Below are 24,877 nucleotides of genomic sequence, written 5' to 3' on the forward strand. Positions count from 1 at the left end.
ATGACTCTCGACACTGTCAAGAACGCCGAGCAGACTCCGGACGCCGCCCAGCCCTGGGCCGAACTCGGCCTGAAGGAAGACGAGTACACCCGGGTCCGGGAGATCCTCGGCCGCCGCCCCACCGGCGCCGAGCTCGCGATGTACTCGGTGATGTGGTCGGAGCACTGCTCCTACAAGAGCTCCAAGGTGCACCTCAAGCAGTTCGGCGAGAAGGCCCCGCAGTCCGACGCGATGCTGGTCGGCATCGGCGAGAACGCGGGTGTGGTCGACGTCGGCCAGGGCTACGCGGTCACCTTCAAGGTGGAGTCGCACAACCACCCGTCCTACATCGAGCCCTACCAGGGCGCGGCCACCGGCATCGGCGGCATCGTGCGCGACATCCTGGCGATGGGCGCCCGCCCGGTCGCGGTGATGGACCCGCTGCGCTTCGGCGCGTCCGACCACCCCGACACCCGCCGGGTGCTGCCCGGGATCGTCGCGGGCATCGGCGGCTACGGCAACTGCCTGGGCCTGCCGAACATCGGCGGCGAGGTCGTCTTCGACCCCTGCTACCAGGGCAACCCGCTGGTCAACGCGCTCTGCGTGGGCGTGATGAAGCACGAGGACATCCACCTCGCCAAGGCCAGCGGCGCCGGCAACAAGGTCATCCTGTACGGGGCCCGGACCGGCGGCGACGGCATCGGCGGCGTCTCGGTGCTGGCCTCGGAGACCTTCGACGACTCGAAGCCGACCAAGCGTCCGGCCGTCCAGGTCGGCGACCCGTTCCAGGAGAAGCTGCTCATCGAGTGCACCCTGGAGGTGTTCCGGGAGCAGCTGGTGCTCGGCATCCAGGACCTCGGCGGCGCCGGACTCTCCTGCGCCACCTCGGAGTTGGCCTCGGCCGGCTCCGGCGGCATGCGGATCGAGCTGGACACCGTGCCGCTGCGCGACGCCACGCTCTCGCCGGAGGAGATCCTCATGAGCGAGTCGCAGGAGCGGATGTGCGCGATCGTCGAGCCCGACAAGGTCGAGCGCTTCCTGGAGATCTGCGAGAAGTGGGACGTCATCGCCACCGTGATCGGTGAGGTGACCGACGGCGAGCGGCTGGAGATCTTCTGGCACGGCGAGCTGGTGGTGGACGTGCCGCCGCGCACCGTCGCGCACGACGGACCGGTCTACCAGCGCCCGTACGCCCGCCCGTCCTGGCAGGACGCGCTGCAGGCGGACGCGCCGACGGCTTCTCGCCTCGTCCGTCCGGCGAACGGTGAGGAGCTGAAGGCGGCCCTGCTGGCCGTGGCCGGCTCGCCGAACCAGGCGTCCAAGGCGTGGATCACCGACCAGTACGACCGGTTCGTGATCGGCAACACCGTGCTGGCCACCCCCGAGGACTCCGGCATGATCCGGATCGACGAGGAGACCAACCTCGGCGTCTCGGTGGCGACCGACGGCAACGGCCGGTTCGCCAAGCTGGACCCGTACACCGGCGCCCAGTTGGCGCTGGCCGAGGCGTACCGCAACGTGGCGGCCGGTGGCGCCAAGCCGCTGGCGGTCTCCGACTGCCTCAACTTCGGCTCCCCCGAGGACCCGGACGTGATGTGGCAGTTCGCCGAGGCCACCCGCGGCCTGGCCGACGCCTGCCAGATCCTGGGCACCCCGGTGACCGGTGGCAACGTCTCGCTCTACAACCAGACCGGCGAGGTCGCCATCCACCCGACCCCGGTGGTCGCGGTGCTCGGCGTCATCGACGACGTCACCCGGCGCACCCCGATCGGCTTCGCCGAGGAGGGCCAGCACCTCTTCCTGCTCGGCGACACCGCCGACGAGCTGGGCGGCTCGGCCTGGACCCAGGTCGTCCACAACCACCTGGGCGGCCTGCCGCCGAAGGTGGACCTGGAGCGCGAGCGGCTGCTCGCCGAGATCCTGATCGCCGCCTCGCGCGACGGCATGATCGACGCGGCGCACGACCTGTCCGACGGCGGCCTGGCCCAGGCGCTGGTGGAGAGCTGCCTGCGCGGCGGCCAGGGCGCCCGGGTGATCGTGCCCGCCGAGCTGGACCCGTTCGTCTTCCTCTTCTCCGAGTCCGCGGGCCGCGCGGTCGTCGCGGTGCCGCGCAGCGAGGAGCTGCGGTTCACCGACATGTGCGGTGCGCGGGGCCTGCCGGCCACCCGGATCGGCGTGGTGGACGGGGACGCGCTGGAGGTCCAGGGCCAGTTCTCGGTCTCGCTGGCCGAGTTGACCGAGGCGCACACCGGCGTGATCGAGGCGCTGCTCGGCTGAGCCGCGCCGCCTGAACCAGCCTGAAACGGCCTGCTCCCCGCCTGGCGGAGCGGGCCGTTTCCGCTTCACTCGGAGCGCTGGGTAGGTTGGGCGGCATGGCGAAGACGGTGACCCGCAAGGCGCGTGACTACGACCCGGCGAAGGTCCGGGCCGCGCTGGGCGCGCAGACCGAGGCGCTGCGGGCCGCCGTGCACCGGCTCTGCGCCGACCCGCAGGCGGAGCGGCTGCTGGCGCTGCCGACCCGGCTGGGCGACTGGCGGGTGCGCGAGCTGGTGGCCCACCTGGCGGTCCAACTGGCCTGGGCGCCAAGCCGGCTGGACCAGCCCCCGGAGGGGCGGGCGCCGCTGGAGCTGACCGCCTGGGTGGCCGGGGTGGGCTCGCTGGCCGAGCTGCTAGACGCGGGCACCCTGGCGCACACGGCGCAGGCCTTCGCCGGTACGCCGGCCGAGGTGGCGGCGGAGTTCGACGCGGCGGCGGATGCCCTGCTCGCACTGCTGGCCGGGCCCGAAGTCCTGGACCCGCAGCGGCGGTTCGAGATCCGGCTGGGCTCGATGTCGCTGGCCGACCTGCTGGTCACCCGGCTGGTCGAGGCGGTGGTGCACGCCGACGACCTGGCGGCGGCGCTGGAGCTGCCCGAGTTCCCGCACGACCGGTTCGCGCTGGCCTCGGTCTGCCGGCTGCTGGCCGACTCCTTCGCCGCTCAACAACCCGGTGGGGCTGTCGAGTTGCGGATCCCGCCGTTCGCCGTGGTGCAGGCGGTGCCCGGCCCGCGGCACACCCGGGGCACCCCGCCGAACGTGGTCGAGACCGACCCGCTCACCTGGCTGCGGCTGGCCACCGGGCGCCAGGACTGGGCCGCGGCGGTCGACGCCGCCAGGGTGAGCGCCAGCGGCGAGCGCAGCGACCTGAGCGGGCTGCTCCCGGTGATGAACTGACGGTCGGTCAGGCTGACGTGCGAAGGGCACCCGCTCGCCGACCGGTGGTCGGCGAGCGGGTGCCCTTCGCGGCGGGAGCTACTGCTTGAGCGCGGTGTAGGCCTCGTCGCTGCTGTCCTTCAGGAACTTCCAGCAGCGCTCGGCCTCCTCGGTCTCCTTGATCGCGTCGGCGGCCCGGGCCAGGGCGGCCAGGCAGCGCAGGAAGCCGCGGTTGGCGCGGTGCTCCCACGGGACCGGGCCGTGGCCCTTCCAGCCGGCCCGGCGCAGGGCGTCCAGGCCGCGGTGGTAGCCGGTGCGGGCGTAGGCGTACGACTCGACCACCCGGCCCTCGGTGAAGGCGTCATCGGCGAGCATGGCCCAGGCGAGGGAGAACCACGGGTAGTCCGCCGCGAGCTGGGTGGGCGAAGCGGACTCCTCGGCGAGCCGGCGGTACGGCTCGGCCTCCTCGGAGAGCAGCGTCGGCTCCGGGCCCGAGAGCAAGTTCTTCCGTTCAGTCATGCCTCCCAGTCTGCCAGCCCCCGCTGAACGGCCGGGAGCGCCCGTGCACACTGCGCGCACGGACGCTCCCGGGGTGTTCAGCGGGGGTTCGTTCAGGCGGAGCACTGGTAGAGCAGCTGGAGGCTCGGGCTGCTCACCGACTGGCCGTAGTCACCGGGCGCGACCGGCGCGCAGCTGCTGCGCACCCAGTCGGTGATGGCCGTGGTCGGCGTGGACTGCGCACCGCTGCGGCCACCCCCGCCACCGCCGCCGAAGCCGCCGAACCCGCCGGTCGGACCGAGCAGCACGTACTTCAGCCGGCCGCTGCTGACCATGCCCTGGAACTGCGCCAGGCTCGGCGAGGGGACCTTGCCGGTGAAGCCGCCCATCGGCAGCACCTCCTTGCCGGTGGCCAGGATGTAGGGGGAGGAGGCGCTCCAGCTGGTGGCGGCGAACAGGTAGCGGGCGTTGCCGTCGTGCGCCTGGGTGTAGTCGAGGATGTCCTGCTGCGCCTTGGTCAGCGTGCTGCCGGACTGGCCGAAGGCGGCCGCCAGCGCGCTGCCGGCACCCGCCGCACCGCCGGTCCCGCGGCCGAAGCCGCCGGCGCCGGGGCCCGCGCCCCAGGAGCCCTGGGCCCAGGCACCGCCGCCCGCACCGCCGCGCGCACCGGTGTGGCCGCCGCCGGCGGCGGGCCGTCCGAAGCCGCGGGCGGCCTGCGGGCCGACCGTGCCCATGCCGGAGTTGCCGTACTTGGCGTCCAGGACCGAGGCGGCCCAGGCACCGGGCGCCAGCAGCATCGCGAAGAGCGAGGTGATCAGGCCCACGGTGGCCAGCCGCAGCCGGCCGATCCGGCGCTCACCGAACCGGGTGCTGCGGGCCAGGCCGAGCAGCACCAGCGCCAGCGCACCGACCCCGAGGGTGGCCGGGGCCAGCCAGGGCAGGAAGGTGGGGAACAGGTGGGCCAGGTAGGCGGCCCAGCCGGCCGTCCCGGCCACCGCGACGGGCAGGGCCCAGGCCTTGCGCCCGCCCGCCCGGAAGGCCTGCCAGAGCAGCACCGTGCCCGCGCCGCTCAGCGCGGCCAGCGGGGTGGCGATCACGCCCATGTAGTAGCTGTGCCCGCCGACGCTGCCCGCGCTGAAGACCAGGAAGAAGACGGCCAGCCAGCTGCCCCAGAGCAGGTAGCCGGCGCGCAGCCGGTCGGTGCGCGGCTCGCGGCGGCGCCAGGCCAGCGCGCAGAGCAGCGAGAGCGCGGCGAGCGGGTAGAGCCAGCCGGTCTGCGGGGCGAACTGGGAGCTGAACATCTTGGTCCAGCCGCCGTCGCTGCCGCCCGGGCCGCCCTGACCGCCTTGACCGGCCTGGCCGCCTTGGTGGCCGCCGCCCTGCCGAGCCTGCTGGGCGGGGTTGCCGGTACCGCCCTGGGCACCACTGCCTTGGGCACCACCTTGGGCACCACCTTGGGCCCCGCCGCCCGCGCCGCCGTGGCCGCCGCCACCGAAGCCCATCACGCCGCCCTGCCCCTGCCCCGAGGTCACGCTGCCGGTCTCACCGGCGTTCAGGCCCACCGAGGTGAAGCGGTTCAGGAAGTTGTAGCCGACCACCATGCTGTAGGCCGAGTTGTCGGTGGTCCCGTCGATGTACGGGCGGTCCTTGGCCGGGGTGACCGTGGCCAGCAGTATCCAGGAGGCCGAGACGGCCACCGCGACCAGACCGGCCAGCGCGACGTGGCCCAGCCGCCGGCGCAGCCGGGTCGGCGCGGCCACCAGGTAGACCAGGCCGAGCGCGGGCAGCACGGCCCAGGCCTCCAGCATCTTGGCCTGGAAGGCCAGGCCGACCCAGACGCCGGCCAGCAGCAGGGAGCGCGGCTTCGCGCTCTGCGCGGCGCGCATCGTCGCGTCGGCCGCCAGCAGGAGCAGCAGGGTGAAGAGCGGGTCCTCGACCGCGGTGCGGAACAGGCCGGCCAGCACCGGCGTCAGGGTGAAGGCGCCGGCTGCGAGCAGGGCGGCGTTGGCGCCGGCCCAGCGGCGGACGCCGCGGTACAGCACCAGGACGCAGAGCACCCCCTCGATCGCCTGAGGCAGCGTCAGCGCCCAGGGGTGGAAGCCGAAGAGCCGCGCGGAGAGGGCCTGTGGCCAGAGGAAGCCGGGCAGTTTGTCGAGGGTGATGGTGTTGGCCGGATCGTACGAGCCGAAGACGAAGGCCTTCCAACTCTCCGTCATGCTCCGTACGGCGTCGGCGTAGAAGGTGTGGTAGGTACTCTGACCGATCCCCCAGAAGTACAGGATCCCCGCGAGAATCGCGATGCCGAACAGGGCGGGCCTGGCGTAGGCCGGCTGCCCTTCGGGCGAGCGCCACGGGGCGCGGCGGATCGGCCAGGGGCTGTCCGGCAGCTCAGGGGCGATCGGTAGCACGGTGGTAGCCATGAGTGACAGCCTTCGTGGCGTCCATGAGAAGAACCTGACAGACAGGGCATTTCGGCGAAATCCATACCGGTACCAGGGAAAGATTTTGCCGTCCGGCTTCTTTACTTCCAGCTCGCCGGGCAGATTTACAGCCCGCTCTCAGGATTCGCCCGGAGCGGCAACGGGCCCGGGCACGCACGAGCCCCGGTCGACTGGTGCCGACCGGGGCTCGTGCGTTGACCGCTGGTGCCTACTTCAGGCGGGTGCCCGCCGAGCGCAGCGCCTTGGTGGCCTCGACCACGCGGGCGGCCATGCCGGCCTCGGCCAGCTTGCCCCAGGTGCGCGGGTCGTAGGTGTTCTTCTTGCCGACCTCGCCGTCGACCTTCAGCACGCCGTCGTAGTTGCGGAACATGTGGTCCACGACCGGGCGGGTGAAGGCGTACTGGGTGTCGGTGTCCAGGTTCATCTTGACCACGCCGTTCTCCAGCGCGGTGGCGATCTCCTCGGCCGAGGAGCCCGAGCCGCCGTGGAAGACGAAGTCGAACGGGTCCTTCTTGCCCGACTGGGCGCCGATCGCGTCCTGCAGGTCGCGCAGCAGCTCGGGGCGGAGCACGACGTTGCCCGGCTTGTAGACGCCGTGCACGTTGCCGAAGGAGGCGGCCAGCAGGTAGCGGCCCTTCTCGCCCAGGCCCAGCGCCTCGGCGGTGCGCACCACGTCGTTGACCGAGGTGTAGAGGTTGTCGTTGATCTCGTGCGAGACGCCGTCCTCCTCACCGCCGGTCGGGGTGATCTCGACCTCGAGGATGATCTTGGCGGCGCGGGCCTGGGCCAGCAGCTCCTCGGCGATGGCCAGGTTGTCGGCCAGGGTCTCGGCCGAGCCGTCCCACATGTGCGACTGGAAGAGCGGGTTCCGGCCGTTGGCCACGCGCTCGGCGGAGACCGCGAGCAGCGGGCGGACGTAGCCGTCCAGCTTGTCCTTGGGGCAGTGGTCGGTGTGCAGCGCGATGGTGACGTCGTACTTCGCGGCCACGATGTGGGCGAACTCGGCCAGCGCGACGGCGCCGGTCACCATGTCCTTGTTGTGCTGGCCGCCCAGGAACTCGGCGCCACCGGTGGAGATCTGGATGATGCCGTCGCTCTCCGCCTCGGCGAAGCCGCGCAGCGCCGCGTGCAGGGTCTGCGACGAGGTGACGTTGATGGCCGGGTAGGCGAACTTGCCTGCCTTGGCCCGGTCGAGCATCTCGTTGTAGGCCTCGGGGGTTGCGATAGGCATGCGAAAACGCTCCTGTCGGGGGGAATGTTGTGCGCCGCGGCCCGGACGCCGGTGACATCCTCCCAGACTCGTCCGTCGGCTTCATCATGCCGCTCGCCACACGGGACAGAAGGCCGGACCTTTGCGGACGAAAGGTAACGTTCGGGCAGGTCGGGGGCGGTATTCCGGGCGATCGGCAGTCGACTGTAACTGTCCGCGGGACCGTCCGCGGGACCGCCCGTGGGCCCGCCGTGGCGGCCCGCCGGGCCCCGACGCCGGGTGCCGGCGGACCGGTCCGCCGTGCGAGGCTCTGCCGTCCAGGACACCCGACCGCGCTATTCTGCGCCCGTGACTACCACTACCGACCTAGCGGTCAATCTCCTCGATGCCAAGTCGCTGATCAGCTCGGTCGGGACGGTCGGCCTGCTGGCGATCATCTTCGCCGAGACCGGCCTGCTGATCGGCTTCTTCCTGCCGGGCGACTCGCTGCTGATCCTGGGCGGCGTGGCCGCCTCCTCGGCCGCCGCCAAGGCCTTCGGGCCCGGCGTGCAGATGCCGATCGCCGCCCTGCTGATCGGCGCGCCGCTCTGCGCGATCGCGGGCGCGCAGCTCGGGCACCTGCTCGGGGCGAAGGTGGGCGGCAGGCTCTTCGACAAGCCGGACTCGCGGATCTTCAAGCGCGAGTACGTGCAGAAGGCCGAGGAGTACTTCGACAAGTTCGGGCCGGAGAAGGCCGTGGTGATCGCCCGCTTCATCCCGATCGTGCGGACCTTCCTCAACCCGGTGGCCGGCACGTTGGAGATGCCGGCCCGCAAGTTCTTCGTCTGGAACGCGATCGGCGGCGTCATCTGGACCGAGGCCATGCTCTGCATCGGCTACTTCTTCGGTGACTCGATGGCTCCGGTGATCGACAAGTACCTGATCCCGGCGATGGCCCTGATCATCCTGCTGTCGATCTCGCCGATCCTGGTCGAGGTGGTGCGGGAGCGCAAGAAGCGCAAGGCGGGCGGCGCGGCCTACGCCACCGAGGCCGAGGCCGAGGCCGCCGACGCGTTGCAGGCCGGCGGGCGGCACCGCCGGGGCTGACCGGGCTGCTCAGTACCAACGGCGCAGGACCGACGGCGCAGGACCAACGGCCGGGGGCCGCACGGTTTCACGTGAAACCGTGCGGCCCCCGGCCGTTGTGCGGGGCTCGACGGCTCAGGCGAGGTCGAGGTCCTGGGCGGTGAAGACCGTGTAGTACGGCAGCCCGGTGGCCTCGATCGCCGGTGCGGCGCCACGCTCGACGATCACCGCGACGCCGACCACCTCGGCGCCCGCCTCGCGCAGCGCCTCGACGGCGGTCAGCACCGAGCCGCCGGTGGTGGAGGTGTCCTCGACGGCCAGCACCCGGCGGCCCTTGACGTCCGGGCCCTCGATCCGGCGCTGCAGGCCGTGCGCCTTGCCGGCCTTGCGGACCACGAAGGCGTCCAGCTCGCGACCGCGCGCGGCGGCGGCGTGCAGCATCGCGGCGGCGACCGGGTCGGCGCCCAGCGTCAGGCCGCCGACCGCGTCGTACGCCAGGTCGGCGGTGGCGTCCAGCAGGACCCGGCCGACCAGCGGGGCGGCCTGCGCGTCCAGGGTGATCCGGCGCAGGTCCACGTAGTAGTCGGCCTCACGGCCGGAGGAGAGGATGACCTTGCCGTGCACCACGGCCTTGGTCTTGATCTGGGCCAGCAGGGCGTCGCGGTCGGTGCTCGGGGCGTTGGTCGGCTCGTTGCTCATGGACAGTCAGTCTAAGTGGCCGCTGATCAGCGCCTGCGCAGGGCGCGGGCCACGATGACGGCACCGCCGAGCAGGGCGACGCCGCCACCGATCACCCAGGGTGCGCTGATCCGTCCCGGCAGCCGGGTGGCCACCGGCGCGGTGCTCTGCTGGTCGCCGTACCAGCGGCTGGCGGCCCGGGCCCGGGCGCTGCGGGCCGGCAGCGCCGGGGCGTAGCGGCCGCGCGGCGGGGCGTGGTCGACCTCCTCGGCCGAGCGACCGACGATGCTGCGGCGGACCGGGCCGCCCAGCGGGTCGTCGGGGGAGAACGGCTCCTCGACGGCGCGCGGGTAGCCGTAGGGGAGGTCCATCCGGGCAGCCGGCTCGACCGGCTCGGAGGTGCCCTCGCTCTCCGGGGCCTCGCCGTTGCCGGCATCCGGCTCGGCGGGGGTCTCCGGCGAGAAGGCGATCAGGTCGGAGAGGTCGTCCGCGAAGAGGTCGTCGGGGAGTTGGTCGCCGTCCTCCTCGCGCGACTCGTCCTCGTCCCGGTCGTCCGGGACCACGGTGAGGGTGGGGGCGCCCTTGAGCTCGGCGGTGAGCGCGTGGGCGAAACGATCCAGCAGCCGACGACCGGCGACCGCGAGCGCCTCGCCGTCGAACTCGGCGAGCCGCCCGCCCGGGGTGAGGTCGCCACTGAACCTCAGCACGGTGCTGCTCGCGCCGTCGGTGGCGGGCGGCTCCACGCGCAGCCGCAGGGTGGCCACCACCTCGCCTTCGCCACGGACCTCCTGGCCCTCGGCGAAGGCGGTGAGCACACCGGTGCCGCCGCTGCGGATCAGCGAGACCACGCCGCGATAGGTGATGGTGGAGCCGCCGATCCGCACCCGGAGACGACCGTTGATCTCCTCGGGGCCGCTGGCGGCGGAACGCTTGGCAGCGGTGCGCCGCTCGGCTGCGTCGGAGGCATCGGTGCTCAGGCCGGGGACGCAGCGCGCGAGCAGCGTGGCGTCCGCGAGGGCGGGCTGGACGAGTTCGGCCGGCAGCTGGATGACAACCTCATGCTCCATGCCTGTGAGCCTACCGATCTGTTCCGGGAGGTGGCGGGCACGGCACCGGGTTGGGGTACGGACGGGGGTACCCGGCGACACCGGCGCTGGTCGAGCCGGGTCAGCGCGGGTGCATCAGGGTGCTCGCCGGGGGCAGCGGGGTGGGGCGGTCGGCGGCCAGCGCGGCGGCGGCCGTGGCGAGTTGGTCGGTGGTGAGCGAGCGCGGGGGCGGCGCGTCGGCGGCCAGCGACAGGCTCGGCTGCCGGTCGTGGGCGGCGAGCAGCACCGCCGTCCGGTCACCGCTGCCGGACGGGTCGCAGGCCGGGCCGTGTCCGGGCACCGGGAAGGGCACCGTCCACAGGCCGGCCGCGCGCAGGCCCGCCTCCGCCGTCCACAGGCCGGGCCCGGTGGGTGCGGGCACCGCGAGCCGTCCGCCGGGGGTCAGCCGCGCGGCGGCCAACTGGTAGAACTCGGCCGCGTGGTACTCGCTGCGGGCCGCCCGCTCCGGTGCCGGCAGGTCGGCCAGCACCGCGTCGAAGCGCTCGACGTCGCCGTCCGTGCGCAGCCAGGACAGCGGGTCGGCGGTGATCAGCCGCACCCGGGGGTCGGCGAAGGAGTGCTCGCCGAGCGCGGCCAGCGCCGGGTCCGCCCGGGCCAGGGTCGGCAGCGCCGGGTCGAGGGTGACCACCAGCACCTCGCGCACCCCTTGGTGGCGCAGCACCTCGCGCAGCGCGAGGCCGTCGCCGCCGCCGAGCAGCAGCACCCGGCCGTCGCCGGCGCCCGCCAGCGCGGGGTGCACCAGCGCCTCGTGGTAGCGGTATTCGTCCCGGCCGCAGACGGCGAGGTGGCCGGCCTGGTAGAGCCGCAGTGGTTGGTCCCACGTGCTGCCCTGGGCCGGGACCCGGGCCGGGCCGGTCAGCACCAGTTCGCCGTAGCGGCTCTGTACCGCCTGGCGGGGTGGGCCGCCGTAGAGCGCGTGCCGGGCGGCGCGTTCGATCGCGCCGGTGCAGGCGCCGGCCAGGGCGAGGGCGGCCAGCACCGTGCCGCACCCGGTCCAGAGCAGCGGCCTGACCCGACGGCTGGGCTCGTCGCGGAACAGCCAGAGCACCACCGCCGCGCCGGCCACCGCGTTGACGGCGCCGGTCAGCAGCGCGCCGGTGGCCTGGCCGAGCAGCGGCAGCAGCACGAACGGGAAGGCGAGGCCGCCGATCAGCGCGCCCACGTAGTCGGCGGCGAACAGGTCGGCGGCGGCCCGGCCCGCCTCCTCCCGGCGGATCCGCTGCAGCAGGGTGAGCAGCAGCGGGATCTCGGCGCCGATCAGCACCCCGATCGCGCAGGTCAGGCCGACCATGGCGAGCTGGTAGCGGCCGAGCCAGGCCCAGCAGCTGTAGAGGACGAGCACGGAGAGCCCGCCGATCAGCGCGAGCGCGCATTCGACCAGCGCGAAGGAGGTGGCCGGGCGGTGGGTGAAGTGCTTGGCGATCAGTGAGCCGACGCCCATGGCGAAGACCATCACGGAGAGCACGACGGAGGTCTGGGTGACCGAGTCGCCGAGCAGGTAGCCGCCGAGCGCGACCAGCTCCAGCTCGTACACCAGCCCGCAGGCCGCACAGACGAACGCGGCCAGCAGCACCAGCAGGCGGGTCGCACGAGGCCGCCGGCAGGCGGTGCTGCGGGTGCTGGTGTGGGTGCTGGACGTGGTGCCGGCGGTGGTGCGTGCGGTGATTCGGTCGCTGGTTCGGGCGCGCGGGTCCTGCTCCCCGCGTGGGTCCGGTCGACCGCGCTCCCCCGTCCGGGCAAGGACACCCGTTCGGCTGCGGCCGTCCGGGGGAGCCGGATCGTCCGTTCGGCCGGGGGCGCCGATCGGACCGGCGCTGCCCGCCCCGGCCCGGCCGTCCTGCGGAGTGCGTCCGCCGCGCAGCCGTAGGTGGACCCGGGGACCGGGGTGCCGCACCGGCCCCGGCGGGGTCTCGGTGCGGCGCTCGGCCTGGCGGCGGGACCGGGCCCGACCATGGGTACGGGCCCTGACTCGGACGGTCCGTGGCCGCGCGGGCTGGGTGGGTCCGACGCGGTCGAGGCCGGGCTGGGTGGGCGGGTCCGCCGGCTGGTTGATCACGGAGAAACGCTAGGCGACCCCTGCCGCGAATAGTCGCACTCGTTCGAGGGATAGCTCGCTGGTTCGGCTTGACGAATCGTCACGATGTTCGGAAGTGAGCAATCGTCAGTTCGCTCCGCGGCCAGGACGATCCGCCGTCAGAGGCCGGGCCTGGCCAGTGCACAGCGCGCGCCCGGCCGCGGTGGGCCGACCGCGACCAGTCCGCGCAGCACCAGCGAGGAGCGGGTGCAGACCAGTCGGCCCTCCTGCGGGTAGGCGTGCCAGGTCCGCCAGAGCACCCGCTCCGCGCTGCCCTGCGCGACCAGGGCGGTGAAGGCGCTCGGGTCGCCGGGGAAGACCCCGGCCAGGCCGCGCGGGTGCTCGTCCACCAGGGCCAGGATCTCCTGTGCCCGGGCGGCGAAGACGTGCGGCGGCAGCGACTCGATCCGGGCCGCGAACTCGTACTCCCACCCGGCGACTTGCTCGGCCACCCGGGCCGGCAGCGGAGTGCGCCGGCCGGGCATGCAGGCCACCGTCTCCAGGCACTCGCCGGGCCCGGCCGCGATCACCACCTGGTGCGAGGCGCCCAGCAGGCGCAACTGCACGGTGCCCGCCGCGCAGCCGCCGTCGCCGTTGCCCGCGCTGCCGGCTGCCTCGCCGCCCGCGCGGCCGCCGGTCGCGGCCGCTCTGCGGCCCGCTCTGCTGCTCGTGGCGCCGCCCGTCGCGCCGCTGTCCGCCGTCGCGCGGCGCCCGTTCGAGCCGTCCAGGCGGGCCGTGCCGAGCGGCCCTGGCACGCCGGTCAGGGCGTCCGGACCGGGCAGCGGCAGATCGCGCACCGCGAGCGCGGGCAGCGGTCCGCCGCCGAGACACCAGGCCAGGTCACCGGCGCGGGTGTCGGTATAGGAGGTCTGCAGTGTGGTGAGCATGCTGGCTCCGCATTTCAGCTCCGTACGCGCCCCCCGTGCAGCGCCCGACTCGGCCGAAGGCGAGGTGGTTCGTGGCTGTGCGGTCCAGGACGCGGCCGACCGTGGAAGGAAGGATTCCGGCTGGAGATTCAGCAGCAGAGAAGCACGAATTCTCCGGGTCCGTCAGGGATTTACCCATTCTTGTTGCACATTCACCGTTCTGGGCGTAGTGCCTGGCCGGGTGTGACCGGCCCGGTGAACGAGATTGCTCGGTACGCGCCGTTCAGACCGGAGTGCGCGCCCCATGCTCGGGTTGCGCGCTGGGCTCCGCGTGCGCGTGGTGAGCAGGGCGCGCCGGGGGCGCTGCGCGCGGGCGGTGGGGGCGCGCAATGCTGCCCGAGCCGGGTTCGGCCGGCCTGGCTCCGCTGGTTCGGCTCAGCTGGCCTGCGCGGCGGCCGCGCGCGGGCAGGGCGCGACCGAGCCCGGGCCGCCGATCGGCAGCCCGTGCGGGGCGCGCGCAGGCACAGGGGCGTGAGTGAGGGCGTGGGCGGGGGCGGGGGCGGCCACCGGCTCGCGCCGCAGCAGCGAGCCGGCCAGCGCCACCGCCTCCAGCACGCAGACCGCCACCCCGTAGATCGTCGCGGTGCCGGTCAGCCCGATGTGCGAGACCGCGAGCCCGGCCGCCACCGCCGGCAGGCTCAGCGCGAGGTAGGACAACACGTAGACGGCGGTGACCACTTCGGCCCGCCGGTCGGCCGGGGCGAGCGAGACCAGGGTGCGCAGCGCGCCCGAGAAGGACGGCCCGAACCCGACCCCCGCCACCGCGCTGGCCGTGAAGAAGAGCCAGACCGAGCCGGTGCGCAGGGCGATCAGGGCCAGCCCCACACCGGCGATCAGCAGCACCGGGCCGGCCAGCAGCGAGCGCCGCACCGTCCAGTCCCTGGCCAGCACCGCCGTCACCGCCGAACTGCCCTGCAGCGCCACGATCACCAGGGCGCCGGCCAGTTGGCTGTTCAGCCCCAGCACCGAGTGGACCAGCGAGCCGCCCAGCGAGAGGTAGAGCCCCGCCAGCGCCCAGGTCGCCGTGATCGAGGGCAGCAGCGCGGTGAACGCGGCCCGCACCGGCGCCGGCACCCCCACCCGGGGCCGCAGCGAGCGCCGCCAGCCGCCGTCCGCCGCCATCGCCTCGCGCGGCACCGTCTCCGGCACGATCGCGAGCAGCGGCAGCGCCGCCGTCAGCGCGGTGACCAGCAGCCAGTACACCAGCCGGGTCGGCGCCGGGCCGTAGGAGACCAGCAGCCCGCAGCCCAGCGCGCCCAGGGCCAGGCCGCCGGCCGAGGCCACGTTGGTCAGCAGCGCGCCGAGCCGGCTGCCGGGCGGCTGCAGGTCGATCAGGCCGGCGCTCAACGCCCCGGTGGCCGCGCCGGTGGCGACGCCCTGGATGATCCGGGCGGCGAACAGCCAGGCCAGCCCGCGCGCCTCGGCGAAGACCAGCATCGAGACGAGTTCCACGGCCACGGCGGCCAGCAGCACCGGACGGCGTCCCAGGTGGTCGGAGAGCGAGCCGACGAAGAGCAGGGTGACCAGCAGCGCGAGCGAGTTGGCCGCGTAGACCGAGGTCAGGTCGAGCGGCGAGAAGTGCCAACGCTGCTGGTAGACCAGGTAGAGCGGGGAGGGGGCGGCGGAGGCGGCGAGCAGCAGCGTCAGCACGGCGGCGAGCAGCCAGAAGGCCAGTGCGCGCGGCAGTTGCGAGCCGATGGACACGGTGCCTCCCCGATGTGCGGCCAGGTTCATCCTGCGGGGCTCGGCAGCGCCTGCGGAAACAACCGTTCCATGTCCTCGCGACAACCCCGTGTTGTGGCGCGGGTCGGGCCCGCGCCACGACGGGACGGCCTGTGCCGCCCGATCTCCCCTGTGCGGTCTACCAGTTGGCCCAGGACACGTTCCAACCGCCCAGGCCGTTGTCCGGCTGGACCTGCCCGCCGACCGAGTTCTTGACGATCACCACGTCGCCGATCAGCGCGTCGGCGTAGAACTTGCCCGCCACCGAGCCGTCGTCGCCGCTGTCGGTGTCCGGCAGGCCGATGCAGCCGTGGCTGATGTTCGCCTTCCCGGCGAACTCGACGGCCTTGGGGTTGCCGTGCACGTAGGAGCCGGAGTCGGTGATCTTCAGCGCGTGCGGCTCGTAGACGTCGTAGCCCGGACCCTTGATGGTGGTGGTGCTCGAGACCATGTGCGCCATCCGGTCCTTCTCGAAGACCACCATGGTGCCGTTCCACGACGGGTTGTCATCCGCGCCCGCGGTGACGGCGATGGTCTGCGGCGCGGCGCCGTCCTCGACCACGGACATCTGGTGGGTCTTGGCGTCCACCGTGCTGATCTTGGAGCGGCCGATGGTGAAGGACTCGTCCCGGTCGGAGTTGCCGTAGACGCCGGGGGAGAGCTCCACGTTCGAGGTGCGGTAGTGGATCGTCACCTTGGTGCCCGGCTTCCAGTAGGTCTGCGGGCGCAGGTCGAGCCAGTTGTCCTCGTTGAGCCAGTGGCCCTTGACCTGGGTGCCGTCCGAGGCCTCCACCGTGATCGCCTGCTCGGCCGCCGCCTTGTTGGTGACCTTCTGCTGGAAGTCGACCCGGATGATCATGCCGACGCCGTAGCTGTCGTTGGTGGTGATGTTGTCGATGGTGCGCGCCGTCCTGGCCGGCTTGAGCGTGGTGAAGCTGCTGCTGGTGCTGGTCGCCACCCCCTTGGCGTCCACCGCCTGCGCGTTCACCGTGTAGGCCGTCCCCACGGCCAGCCCGCCCGACGGCACCCAGCTGCTCCCGTCGGCGGCCAGCGCGCCGGCCACCGGCTTGCCGTCCGCCCCCGCCACGGCCACCTGGGTCAGCTTGCCGCTGGTCACCGAGACCTTCAACGCCCCGCTCGGTGCGACGTTCTGGCTGCCGTCCTTCGGCTCCACCTCGACCACCGCCGCCGAGGTCTTCGGCGCGCTGGACGGCCCCCCGGTCACCGCGGCCGGTGCGGCCCGGTGCCCGGCCCCGCTGCCGCTCGCGCTGCCCCCACCGCTCCCGCTCCCGCTGCCGCAGGCGGTCGCCAGCAGCAGTACCCCGCCCAGCAGCAGCGCCGTCCCGGCCCGGCGACCCATGGGACGTATTCGAATCGACTGCATGGCGCGTCTCCCCCTGCTTGCTCAGCTCTGTGCACAGCCGTCCGCTGGCTACGGTCGGCTCGACCCCTTCCCCCTATTCGACGCGATGACCGGCCAAGTCGTCGCACCGGCGCGGCGACTGTCACAGAACCCGGACTTTTGCCGGTGGCCACGGGCCTGCGGCCGGCTCCTAGACTGCCGGCCATGGACATCGACCTGGATCCACCGCACGGCATCACCGGGTTCCCTCTGGGCATGCCGGCGGCGGCCCTGAAGGAGGCGGCCGCGCGGTTGGGCCGGGTCAAGGTCTCCGACGAGGGGTCCGCGGCGCGGTTCAAGTCCATGAAGGTGCTCGCCCTGCATCCGCAGTTCGAGATCGTCTTCCACCTCGAGGACGGCATGACGCTCGGTGCGGCAGAGGTGTGGATCCCCCGGCCCGGTCCCGAGCGGATCACGGTCCGCTTCCGCGGCATCGATGTATTCCGCACCCCCGCCCGCCAATTCGTCCAGCTGCTGGCGGACTTGGACCTGCCCCTCGTGCACGACGAGCCCGGCTACTGGCTCGTGCCCAAGCTCTCCCTCGGCCTCACCCGGGTGGCGGGGCACGAGGTCGAGCTGGACACCGACGACGAACCGCTGTACTTCCAGGCGGTACTGACCGGTTCGACGGGGTACTACGACGCACTGTCGTAGGGCTGCCCGTCGAGCGGTGGCTGCGGCCGCCGCCGACACGGCGGTCGCTCGGAGTTCCTGGAGGCGGGTGACGGCGTCCCGCAGTACCTCGTCCTTCTTGCAGAACGTGAAGCGGACGAGGCTGCGGCCGGCATCCACGTTGTCGTAGAAGACGACGTTGGGGATCGCGACGACCCCGCAGCGTTCGGGGAGGGCACGGCAGAACTCGATGCCGTCCTTCTCGCCGAGCGGGGTGATGTCGGTGGTGATGAAATATGTGCCCTCGGGGGCGAACACCTGGAAGCCGGCGGCTGAGAGTCCGTCAGCGAGCAGGTCGCGCTTGCGCCGCAGGTCGGTGCGGAACTGCTCGAAGTAGCTGTCGGGCAGCCGCAGGGCCTCGGCGACGGCGTATTGGAACGGGCCGGCGGAGACGTATGTCAGGTACTGCTTCGCGGTGCGGACGGCGGCGACCAACTCCGGTGTGGCGCTGACCCAGCCGACTCCGCGTTCGTACACTCCTTCGTGCCCAGCGAAAGAGCCCTGACCTGCGGGCCTCCGCTGGCCGACCGGTGGCCAGCTGCTGTCGGATATCCCAGGTGGACGACGGCTGGACCGGCGTGGACTCCGTGCGGCTTCGTCATCGGACTAGGGGTAGGCCAGTGCCGAAGACGAAGGACCCACCCGGTCTGGAGTCCGTCTGAGTACCTTGGTCGCAAACCCGGAGCGATCCCGACAGGCGATCGAGGGCATCCTGGGGCCGCGGGGCCGGGGTGTCCTTGGAATCTGCCCGCAGTTTTGGTGAGCGTCCTGCAGATTGCTACGCTTCCCGGGACGCGTACGGGCCCCGGAACGGCAGACGGCTCCTGGGGTTCCACGATGAACAAGGGGAGTACATGGCCGATCAGACGACTTCTTCGTTCGTTGACGAGATCGACCGAAGCAATGGCGATCCGTTTCGTGCACTGGAACTGACTCCCACTCGACTGATGACCACCATGCAATGGGGGCAGCTGGCGCGAATTGTCCCCGATCCCCGGCGGGCCGAGGATTCGAGGGAACTCAAGTATCTGTCAGCCGACGAACGGCGACAGGTCGAGATTCGCAATGGGGTCCAACGTGACATTAAGACCGGCGCAAAATGGGAAAATGCCAAGGACTATGCGCGGTATATTGCCAAGGTAATTCTTGGTGAGCGAGAGGATCGGTGGGCGACGCCGCCGTTCGCTCTCTGGATCGAGAAAGGCCTGAAGGTAGTCAGGCTGAAGAGCGCGTTCGAGACGGACAAGGTGGTGTACCTGCCACTTGGTATCGCCGGTGTCTTGGTCGATGCCGAGACCCAGCACCTTGCGCACTACCTTCTCATCCAGGATCCTGAGGCGCACGGCGTCACGGCGCAGCAGGTGATGGCGCGTACGGTCGGTGTGGAGATCTACCACAACATAGATCTCGTCTCGGCCCGTCAGATTTTCCACGATCGGAATCTCCTGGGCGTAATTCCAAACAAGAATGTCGCCTTGACGGCCGATTCGGCAAATATTGCTACGAGTGTCACGCTCGCCTTGCTTAAGCAGGTGGTGGTCACGCCGCCCGGTAGCAGCGAGCAGATTCCACTGGAGAAACTGGTTTCGCTGCGGCAGCGCCAGCTAAAGGCGGTGGACTCCGAATGGATGACGCTTTCCACGCTCAGGTCATTCGTTATCACGGCGATTTTTGGCAGGTCTGGATTCGAGAAGACCAGCGGTTCTATTTTCGAGCTGCCTGAAGGATGTGAGGAGGAGGTGGCAGGGAAGGCGATTTCCGAGGCGCTTACCGTGATCTTTTCGCGATTCGGTGACGCCTTCGCCACTCGACTGCGCACCGTCATCGCGGCACCTGCGGTCTTCGCTGCCCTGGGTGCCGTTGCGCATCGCTCGATGCCCTGGAGCGACGGGCCCAGGCGGAGTCTCGATGAGCTGCTCGAGCTGCTGTCCGACGTCAAATGGTCCAGGGATGCCCGATATTGGGAGGGAATCATCGGAAAGGAGACTGCGCGCGGGACGTTCTCGCTGGCAGGTGGGGTGAAGGACTCAGGTTCCCGGACGGCGACGGCGCTGGAGGACGAGAGCTCCGAGCGGTACGGGCGGATCCGAGGTCAGCAGACCGAGTAGCTCGACGCTCGGGTATCGACTAGAGATAGCCATCACGTCTGGGATGGATCCTCACGGATCCATCCCCTCGCTTTTTGTTGACCCCCGCACTTCTGATGTAGTGTCCCAGCGTCGCCGCGAGATGGTGGCGTGATCACACAAATCAATCTGGGGGGACCATGACCCTGACCCTGGCTATCGTCGGTGGGCTTGCGGGCATAGCGACGATCATCGGCGTCGTCTGGGCGGTGTGTACGGGTCGGCTGCAGCTGTCGCGCGCCAAGAGCGAGGGGGACCTGAAGCGCGCGGAGGACGCTCATGAGGTCTTCACGGAGATGGCGGGCAGCCAGCAACTCCCGATCTCCCCGGGCGACCTCGTGCGGGCCGAGCAGTCGCGGCTGCCGCTCGTTGCAGCTGCCGACCGGGCTTCAACTGGTGAGCTTGCGAAGGCGCTGAAGGCGGTCGTCGAGCTGTTTGAGGAGTTCATCATCCTCTCCGGTGTTCATGCATCCGACACGGATGAGCCCCTTCGCCATTACAAGGATTGGATGGAGCAGCAGGGTCGCGTCCGGGACGCGTTCAAGGGGCTGTTCCATATCCTTCAGCGCTGATGCGCCCGGAGCCTGGCTGACTTAGCGTCAGACCATACTGAGCTGCTGGAGGCGGGAGACTGCCTCCAGCAGTACCTCGTCCTTCTTGCAGAACGTGAACCGGACGAGGCTGCGGCCGGCATCCACGTTGTCGTAGAAGACGACGTTGGGGATCGCGACGACCCCGCAGCGTTCGGGCAGGGAGCGGCAGAACTCGATGCCGTCCTTCTCGCCGAGCGGGGTGATGTCGGTGGTGATGAAGTACGTGCCCTCGGGGGCGAACACCTGGAATCCCGCAGCTGAGAGTCCGTCAGCGAGCAGGTCGCGCTTGCGCCGCAGATCGGTGCGGAACTCCTCGAAGTAGCTGTCGGGCAGCCGCAGGGCCTCGGCGACGGCGTACTGGAACGGGCCGGCGGAGACGTACGTCAGGTACTGCTTCGCGGTGCGGACGGCGGCGACCAACTCCGGCGTGGCGGTGACCCAGCCGACCTTCCAGCCCGTGAAGGAGAAGGTCTTGCCGGCCGAGGAGATCGAGACGGTGCGTTCGCGCATGCCGGGCAGGGCGGCGATGGGGTGGTGGGTGCCGGTGAAGACGAGGTGTTCGTAGACCTCGTCGGTGATGACCAGCAGGTCGTGCTCGACGGCGAGTTGGGCGATGGTGCGCAGCTCGTCGGGGTGCAGCACGGTGCCGGTGGGGTTGTGCGGGGTGTTGAGCAGGAGCAGGCGGGTGCGCGGGGTGATGAGGGAGCGCAGCTCGTCGAGGTCGGGGCGGAAGGCGGGCTGACGCAGCGTCAGCGGGACGCGGACGGCGCCGGCCATGGCGATGCAGGCGGCGTAGGAGTCGTAGAACGGCTCGAAGGCGATCACCTCGTCACCGGGTTCGAGGAGGGCGAGCAGCGAGGCGGCGATGGCCTCGGTGGCGCCGGCGGTGACCAGGACCTCGGTGTCGGGGTCGTAGCCGAGGCCGTAGAAGCGCTGCTGGTGTTCGGCGATGGCGGTGCGCAGCTCGGGGATGCCGGGGCCGGGCGGGTACTGGTTGCCGCGACCGTTCAGGACCGCGTCGGCGGCGGCCTGGGCGATCTCGGCGGGGCCGTCGGTGTCGGGGAAGCCCTGGCCGAGGTTGATCGAGCCGGTGGCGGTGGCGAGCGCCGACATCTCCGCGAAGATCGTCGTTCCCATCCCCGCCAGGCGACGGTTCAGCAGCGGCCTGGCGCTCATCCGGGCTCCTCACGCTTCGTAGTTGGGCCCATCATCTGATGGTGCCTGCACGGTGACAAGCCTGCGGCCGGTCTGAGGAGCGGTGTCGCCGGCCGGAGCACGCCATGAGTGTCCCCGGCAGACTAGGGTGCCGGGAGCGATGTGACGATCACACCGCGCGAAGGGGGACCGGGGGCCAGTGGCGGTATCGAATGACGGCGGGGGCTTCTCGGTGAGCCCGGACCAGTTGACGACTTCGGGCCAGAGCGCGCAGGGCATAGCCGGGCAGATTCCCGGTGAGAGCCAGGGAATTCTCCAGCCGAGCGACCAGGCGTCGAGCGGGCTGGCCGGGTGGGCCACCGCAGGCGCCCTGCACGACTGCACCTACGACTGGCAGAAGTTGATCGACGGTCTGGCCAGTGACATGGGTGCTTACGGCGGCAAGCTGATCCAGATGGCACAGGGGTACCAGCAGAGCGACCAGAGTGCGGCCGGCACCATGCTGGCCGTGAGCTCCTCGAGCGGGGCGGCTCCGGGCCCGGGTCCGGTCGGGGGCGGGGATCCCTTCGGGACAGTGGTCGGCGGCGCGCGCGGCGCCGCGCTGAAGCAGTAGCGCGACGGGGAGAACAGGTATGGACATCGCTACCCTCAAGAATGCCGATCTGGTCGCCCTGACGGGTGCTCAGAGTGCCTATGGCCGACTGGTCACGGCGTTCGGCCAGCACGTCGACGACTGGCGGAGCCAGGTGACGGGCGGCCTGGACAAGGCGCAGTGGACCGGCAGCACGGCCGTGCAGGTGCGGGCCGATCTCGCCGCCTTCACCAGCAAGCTGCAGGCCGCCCACGACGAATTGAACCTGGTCGGCACGACCTTGGGCGACGCGGAGAAGTCGTTCGCGCTGGCCCAGGCGCAGCTGGTGCAGGCGCTGGACGACGCCCAGGCCGCGCACTTCACCGTCAACCCGGACGGCAGCATGACCTGGGACAACGATCCCTCGTCGGCTACCTACGCGGGCCCGACGGCACAGACGAAGGCGTCGGACATCGGCTCCCGGATCAGCGCCGCGCTCGCCGAGGCGGACCAGGCCGACCAGCTGATCGCCGCGCGGCTGAAGCACTTCACCGACAACGCCGTCAACGGTACCGGGCTTGACAGTGCCACCGCCGGGGCCGACCAGCAGACCGAGAACAACCGGGAGAACATTCCCCAGCAGGGCAGTGACCCGGCGGCCGTCAAGGCCTGGTGGAACGGCTTGACGCCCGCCGAGCAGCAGGACCTGATCAACAACCACCCGCAGGACATCGGCAACCTCGACGGCGTCCCCAGCGCTGCCCGGGACCAGGCCAACCGCCTCGGCCTGACCCAGATCCGGACCAACCTCCAGGCGCAGATCGACGGGCTCGGCCCGCAGCCGCCGATGTTCGACGGGCTGGTCTCCGGCGGTTTCCCGATCCAGACCGAGGCGTACACCGAGTGGAAGCAGAAGGACGACGCGCTGCAGGGCCAACTGGACCAGTACAACCACATCCAGGACCGGCTGACCGCGGATGACCAGGCCTACGCCACGGATCCGTCCAACCATCCCAGGGACTACCTACTCGGCATCGGCACGCAGGGCCAGGGGCGCGCGATCCTTTCCTTCGGGAACCCGGACACGGCGAAGAACGTCAGCGCCTACGTTCCCGGAGTGACGACCACGCTCGACTCGCTGCGCCCCATGACACCGGACCAGACGCCTGGTGAGAACGAGGCGGACAACGCCCTGAACGTCTGGAAGACGGCGAAGGACTTGAACGGTGGCGATCCGAATGCGACCGCGTCGATCGTCTGGCTCAACTACGATCCGCCGTCTTCTCTCACGGGCGGTATGGACACCGGAGCGGCGGACGCCGGCGCACCCACCTACGCCCAGTTCCTCACCGGAATCCGGGATACCCACCAGGGCGCGCCGCCGCATGTGACCTCAATGGGTGACAGCTACGGCTCGTACCTCGCCACCGAGTCGGCGAAACTGGCGGCCGATCAGCCCGGGACCTACAGAGCGCCCGACGACCTGGTTCTGACCGGAAGCCCGGGCGTTCCCGTGGCGCATGCAGCGGATCTTCATATGAACGGTCATGTGTGGGTGGGTACGTCGCCCTTGGACCCGGTCCACCTCATCACCTCGGGTACTCCTGCCGGGTTGGGCCCCGCCGACCCCCACGACTCCTCATGGGGAGGGAACAACTTCACCGTCCCCACCGGCACCATCGGCGGGCTGACCGGAGACAACCACACCGCGTACCTGACGCCTCAGCGGGGTGGGCCCTCGCTGCCGAACATCGGCAATATCGTCATCGGGAACTACGGCTCCGTGCAGCTGGAGTCGGCCAACCATGCGTGAGGGCCGCGAGAAGAAGCGCCGCAAGCGGACCTGGGCTCTGGTGGTCGTGCTAGTGCTGGTAGCCCTGCTCGGCGGCGGTTGCTGGCTGATCAATGACCACCCGTCAGTCTCCGAGGCGGCTGCGCTGACTGCGCTCGATTCGGCGGTGGACGGCTCCCTCGGTGCCATCAATCCGCCGCTGTCCTCGGCCAGCGAGGGTTCTTACCACGCGAGCCCACATGCCTCGTACGGGTTCGACCTCAAACTGCACAAGACCGGTTACGCGACCTACAGCCGCGAGCAGTTCGTGCTCACCAACATCGTGCCGGCCAAGTTCGCGGAATTCAGGGCTCAGGAGGAGAAGTACTGGAGAAGCCACGGGTACACCGACATCCACGCCAAGACGGAGACGACGATGGGCGGCGATCAGCAGCCCGTGTTGTCCGCCACGTCGCCCGCAGGCGCACAGATCACGGTGACCCTGGGGCATCCGAACCATGCCAGCGCTGATGTCATGGTCGGCGTGGACTGGGTGAAGTCCTCTTGGGACGAGGGGGACTTGCCGAACACGCGGCCGGCCGGGCCCACGGTCGGCGTCGGCTGGGGCGTGGTCGAGGACCCGTACTGGTCCCACTGACGACAGCCACGGCGCCGGTCAGTAGTCCTCGTGCTCGAAGACGTTCAGCCCCGCGCCCTCCAGGGCGAGGACGGTGAGGTGGGTGTCGGTGCCCGAGGTGTGCTCCTCGCCGGCTGACCAGAGGACGGCCGTGCCCGCGCTGATCGGGAGCCGCACGGCGTCCGGGCCGCTGATCCATCCCTCGCCGGCGATCACCAGGAAGAGTTGCTCGACCGGGGCGGGGTGGGTGCCGATGGTGCCGCCGGGGCCGATGCTCAGGCAGGTCAGGTGGTAGGACCCGGTCCCGACGGCGAGCCGGGTGGCGTAGGCCCCGGTGCTGGAGAAGCGGGCGATCAGGTGTTCGGCGCGGTCGATGGGGAGCAGGCGCATGGGTGGCTCCTCGGGCGGAGACGGGCCCGGCCCGGCCTGCTGGGAGAGCGGGCCGGGCCGGGAGGTGGTGCTGCGTGCGGGGTTCGGGCTCAGTCCTCGTCGCCCTCGGGGGCGTCCGTGTCGCCGTCGCCGTCGACCTCCTGCTGCAGGCCGAGCCGCTCGACCATCCACTGCTCGAAGCCCACGGCGGCCTGGGTCCAGTTGGCGGTGGTGGTGACGAAGTAGTCCAGGTTGACACCGTTGGCGATGATCATCTGCGACTCACCGATCAGCCGCACCACGCCGTCCTCCTGGGTGTGCGTGTAGACCTTGGGCCACAGGGTCTCGCGGTTCCACTCGTCGATCAGGTCGAGGATCTCGGCCTTCTGCTCCAAGGGGTACGAGCGGTCGTAGAAGGAGCGGACCGCGAAGAGCTCCTTGTTGTCGCCGCGGAACATGTAGTAGACGCGGAAGCCCTCCCAGGGAGCGGTGAGGTCGCCCTCCTCGTCCACCACGTGCTTGAGCTGCATCTGGTCCAGCAGCTGCGTGACCAGCTCCTGGTTCGGGACCACGATCGGCGGGGGACCGGCCGGTCGATCGCCAGGCTGCCCGCCCGGCTGGGACGGCTGGGGCGCGCCGAAGAACGGGATCGACGACGGGTCAACACTCACGGGAGGTCCCTTTCACATGT

At 71.2% G+C, this 24,877-nt stretch carries 20 protein-coding genes and 3 pseudogenes; 9 read left to right on the forward strand and 14 right to left on the reverse strand.

Features of this window, described 5'->3' with window-relative positions:
- Positions 1-2,256 carry a phosphoribosylformylglycinamidine synthase subunit PurL gene (gene purL, locus P3T41_RS21915; protein ID WP_280691691.1) on the forward strand — a complete coding sequence of 752 codons (2,256 nt, stop codon included), beginning with the start codon at positions 1-3 and terminating at the stop codon, positions 2,254-2,256.
- Positions 2,257-2,351: 95 nt separating this feature from the next.
- Positions 2,352-3,191, forward strand: a complete 840-nt coding sequence (locus tag P3T41_RS21920) for a sterol carrier family protein (RefSeq protein ID WP_280691692.1) — start codon at positions 2,352-2,354, stop codon at positions 3,189-3,191.
- A 78-nt stretch (positions 3,192-3,269) separates the two neighbouring features.
- Here the strand turns inward: P3T41_RS21920 and P3T41_RS21925 are convergent, their stop codons facing one another.
- From P3T41_RS21925 to fbaA, 3 genes are all read right to left on the reverse strand, one after another.
- Positions 3,270-3,689, reverse strand: coding sequence for a DUF3151 domain-containing protein (locus P3T41_RS21925; RefSeq protein ID WP_280691693.1), 420 nt, complete (start codon positions 3,687-3,689; stop codon positions 3,270-3,272).
- 92 nt (positions 3,690-3,781) lie between these two features.
- The gene (locus P3T41_RS21930; protein WP_280691694.1) at positions 3,782-6,088 is read right to left on the reverse strand and encodes a glycosyltransferase family 39 protein; all 2,307 of its coding nucleotides are present in this window, start codon (positions 6,086-6,088) and stop codon (positions 3,782-3,784) included.
- Positions 6,089-6,317: 229 nt separating this feature from the next.
- Positions 6,318-7,340, reverse strand: a complete 1,023-nt coding sequence (gene fbaA / locus P3T41_RS21935) for a class II fructose-bisphosphate aldolase (protein ID WP_280691695.1) — start codon at positions 7,338-7,340, stop codon at positions 6,318-6,320.
- Positions 7,341-7,667: 327 nt separating this feature from the next.
- Here fbaA and P3T41_RS21940 point away from each other — a divergent pair, with 327 nt between their 5' ends.
- The gene (locus P3T41_RS21940) at positions 7,668-8,405 is read left to right on the forward strand and encodes a VTT domain-containing protein (protein ID WP_280691696.1); all 738 of its coding nucleotides are present in this window, start codon (positions 7,668-7,670) and stop codon (positions 8,403-8,405) included.
- 114 nt (positions 8,406-8,519) lie between these two features.
- Here P3T41_RS21940 and pyrE read toward each other — a convergent pair whose 3' ends face one another.
- The 7 genes and pseudogenes from pyrE to P3T41_RS21975 form a co-directional block, all read right to left on the reverse strand.
- Positions 8,520-9,083: an orotate phosphoribosyltransferase gene (pyrE, locus tag P3T41_RS21945; protein ID WP_280691697.1), complete on the reverse strand. Its 564-nt coding sequence runs from the start codon at positions 9,081-9,083 to the stop codon at positions 8,520-8,522.
- A 26-nt stretch (positions 9,084-9,109) separates the two neighbouring features.
- The gene (locus P3T41_RS21950; protein WP_280691698.1) at positions 9,110-10,129 is read right to left on the reverse strand and encodes a hypothetical protein; all 1,020 of its coding nucleotides are present in this window, start codon (positions 10,127-10,129) and stop codon (positions 9,110-9,112) included.
- Positions 10,130-10,229: 100 nt separating this feature from the next.
- A complete protein-coding gene (locus P3T41_RS21955; protein ID WP_348533680.1) occupies positions 10,230-12,224 on the reverse strand; it encodes a spermidine synthase in 1,995 nt (664 codons plus the stop codon).
- Positions 12,225-12,361: 137 nt separating this feature from the next.
- A pseudogene (locus P3T41_RS21960) lies at positions 12,362-12,808 on the reverse strand (DUF2617 family protein); the annotation flags it as partial.
- A gap of 204 nt (positions 12,809-13,012) precedes the next feature.
- A pseudogene (locus P3T41_RS21965) lies at positions 13,013-13,129 on the reverse strand (DUF2617 family protein); the annotation flags it as partial.
- Positions 13,130-13,543: 414 nt separating this feature from the next.
- Positions 13,544-14,872, reverse strand: coding sequence for an MFS transporter (locus P3T41_RS21970; RefSeq protein WP_280691699.1), 1,329 nt, complete (start codon positions 14,870-14,872; stop codon positions 13,544-13,546).
- A 157-nt stretch (positions 14,873-15,029) separates the two neighbouring features.
- On the reverse strand, positions 15,030-16,274 hold the full coding sequence (locus P3T41_RS21975; RefSeq protein ID WP_280691700.1) for an Ig-like domain-containing protein: 1,245 nt from the start codon (positions 16,272-16,274) through the stop codon (positions 15,030-15,032).
- Between the two features lie 183 nt (positions 16,275-16,457).
- Here P3T41_RS21975 and P3T41_RS21980 point away from each other — a divergent pair, with 183 nt between their 5' ends.
- The gene (locus tag P3T41_RS21980) at positions 16,458-16,946 is read left to right on the forward strand and encodes a hypothetical protein (protein ID WP_280691701.1); all 489 of its coding nucleotides are present in this window, start codon (positions 16,458-16,460) and stop codon (positions 16,944-16,946) included.
- Between the two features lie 45 nt (positions 16,947-16,991).
- Here P3T41_RS21980 and P3T41_RS21985 read toward each other — a convergent pair.
- Positions 16,992-17,426 (reverse strand): annotated as a pseudogene (locus P3T41_RS21985) (aminotransferase class I/II-fold pyridoxal phosphate-dependent enzyme); the annotation flags it as partial.
- A 392-nt stretch (positions 17,427-17,818) separates the two neighbouring features.
- Between P3T41_RS21985 and P3T41_RS21990 the strand changes: the two are divergent.
- Both P3T41_RS21990 and P3T41_RS21995 read left to right on the forward strand, forming a co-directional pair.
- The gene (locus tag P3T41_RS21990; RefSeq protein ID WP_280691702.1) at positions 17,819-19,072 is read left to right on the forward strand and encodes a DNA sulfur modification protein DndB; all 1,254 of its coding nucleotides are present in this window, start codon (positions 17,819-17,821) and stop codon (positions 19,070-19,072) included.
- 158 nt (positions 19,073-19,230) lie between these two features.
- Positions 19,231-19,662: a hypothetical protein gene (locus tag P3T41_RS21995; RefSeq protein WP_280691703.1), complete on the forward strand. Its 432-nt coding sequence runs from the start codon at positions 19,231-19,233 to the stop codon at positions 19,660-19,662.
- A gap of 27 nt (positions 19,663-19,689) precedes the next feature.
- Here P3T41_RS21995 and P3T41_RS22000 read toward each other — a convergent pair whose 3' ends face one another.
- Positions 19,690-20,859: a pyridoxal phosphate-dependent aminotransferase gene (locus P3T41_RS22000; protein ID WP_280691704.1), complete on the reverse strand. Its 1,170-nt coding sequence runs from the start codon at positions 20,857-20,859 to the stop codon at positions 19,690-19,692.
- A gap of 178 nt (positions 20,860-21,037) precedes the next feature.
- Here P3T41_RS22000 and P3T41_RS22005 point away from each other — a divergent pair, with 178 nt between their 5' ends.
- From P3T41_RS22005 to P3T41_RS22015, 3 genes are read left to right on the forward strand one after another with little or no spacing between them, the layout of a single operon-like run.
- Positions 21,038-21,451: a hypothetical protein gene (locus P3T41_RS22005; protein ID WP_280691705.1), complete on the forward strand. Its 414-nt coding sequence runs from the start codon at positions 21,038-21,040 to the stop codon at positions 21,449-21,451.
- A gap of 19 nt (positions 21,452-21,470) precedes the next feature.
- On the forward strand, positions 21,471-23,222 hold the full coding sequence (locus P3T41_RS22010) for an alpha/beta hydrolase (RefSeq protein WP_280691706.1): 1,752 nt from the start codon (positions 21,471-21,473) through the stop codon (positions 23,220-23,222).
- Positions 23,215-23,838: a hypothetical protein gene (locus P3T41_RS22015; RefSeq protein ID WP_280691707.1), complete on the forward strand. Its 624-nt coding sequence runs from the start codon at positions 23,215-23,217 to the stop codon at positions 23,836-23,838. Before P3T41_RS22010 ends, P3T41_RS22015 begins: the two co-directional genes overlap by 8 nt.
- An 18-nt stretch (positions 23,839-23,856) precedes the next feature.
- Here P3T41_RS22015 and P3T41_RS22020 read toward each other — a convergent pair whose 3' ends face one another.
- Both P3T41_RS22020 and P3T41_RS22025 read right to left on the reverse strand, forming a co-directional pair.
- The gene (locus P3T41_RS22020) at positions 23,857-24,207 is read right to left on the reverse strand and encodes a hypothetical protein (protein WP_280691708.1); all 351 of its coding nucleotides are present in this window, start codon (positions 24,205-24,207) and stop codon (positions 23,857-23,859) included.
- A gap of 89 nt (positions 24,208-24,296) precedes the next feature.
- On the reverse strand, positions 24,297-24,857 hold the full coding sequence (locus tag P3T41_RS22025; RefSeq protein ID WP_280691709.1) for a YbjN domain-containing protein: 561 nt from the start codon (positions 24,855-24,857) through the stop codon (positions 24,297-24,299).
- Positions 24,858-24,877: the final 20 nt, after the last annotated feature.

The sequence above is a fragment of the Kitasatospora sp. GAS204B genome, from assembly GCF_029892155.1.
In the GTDB taxonomy this organism is placed as follows: domain Bacteria; phylum Actinomycetota; class Actinomycetes; order Streptomycetales; family Streptomycetaceae; genus Kitasatospora.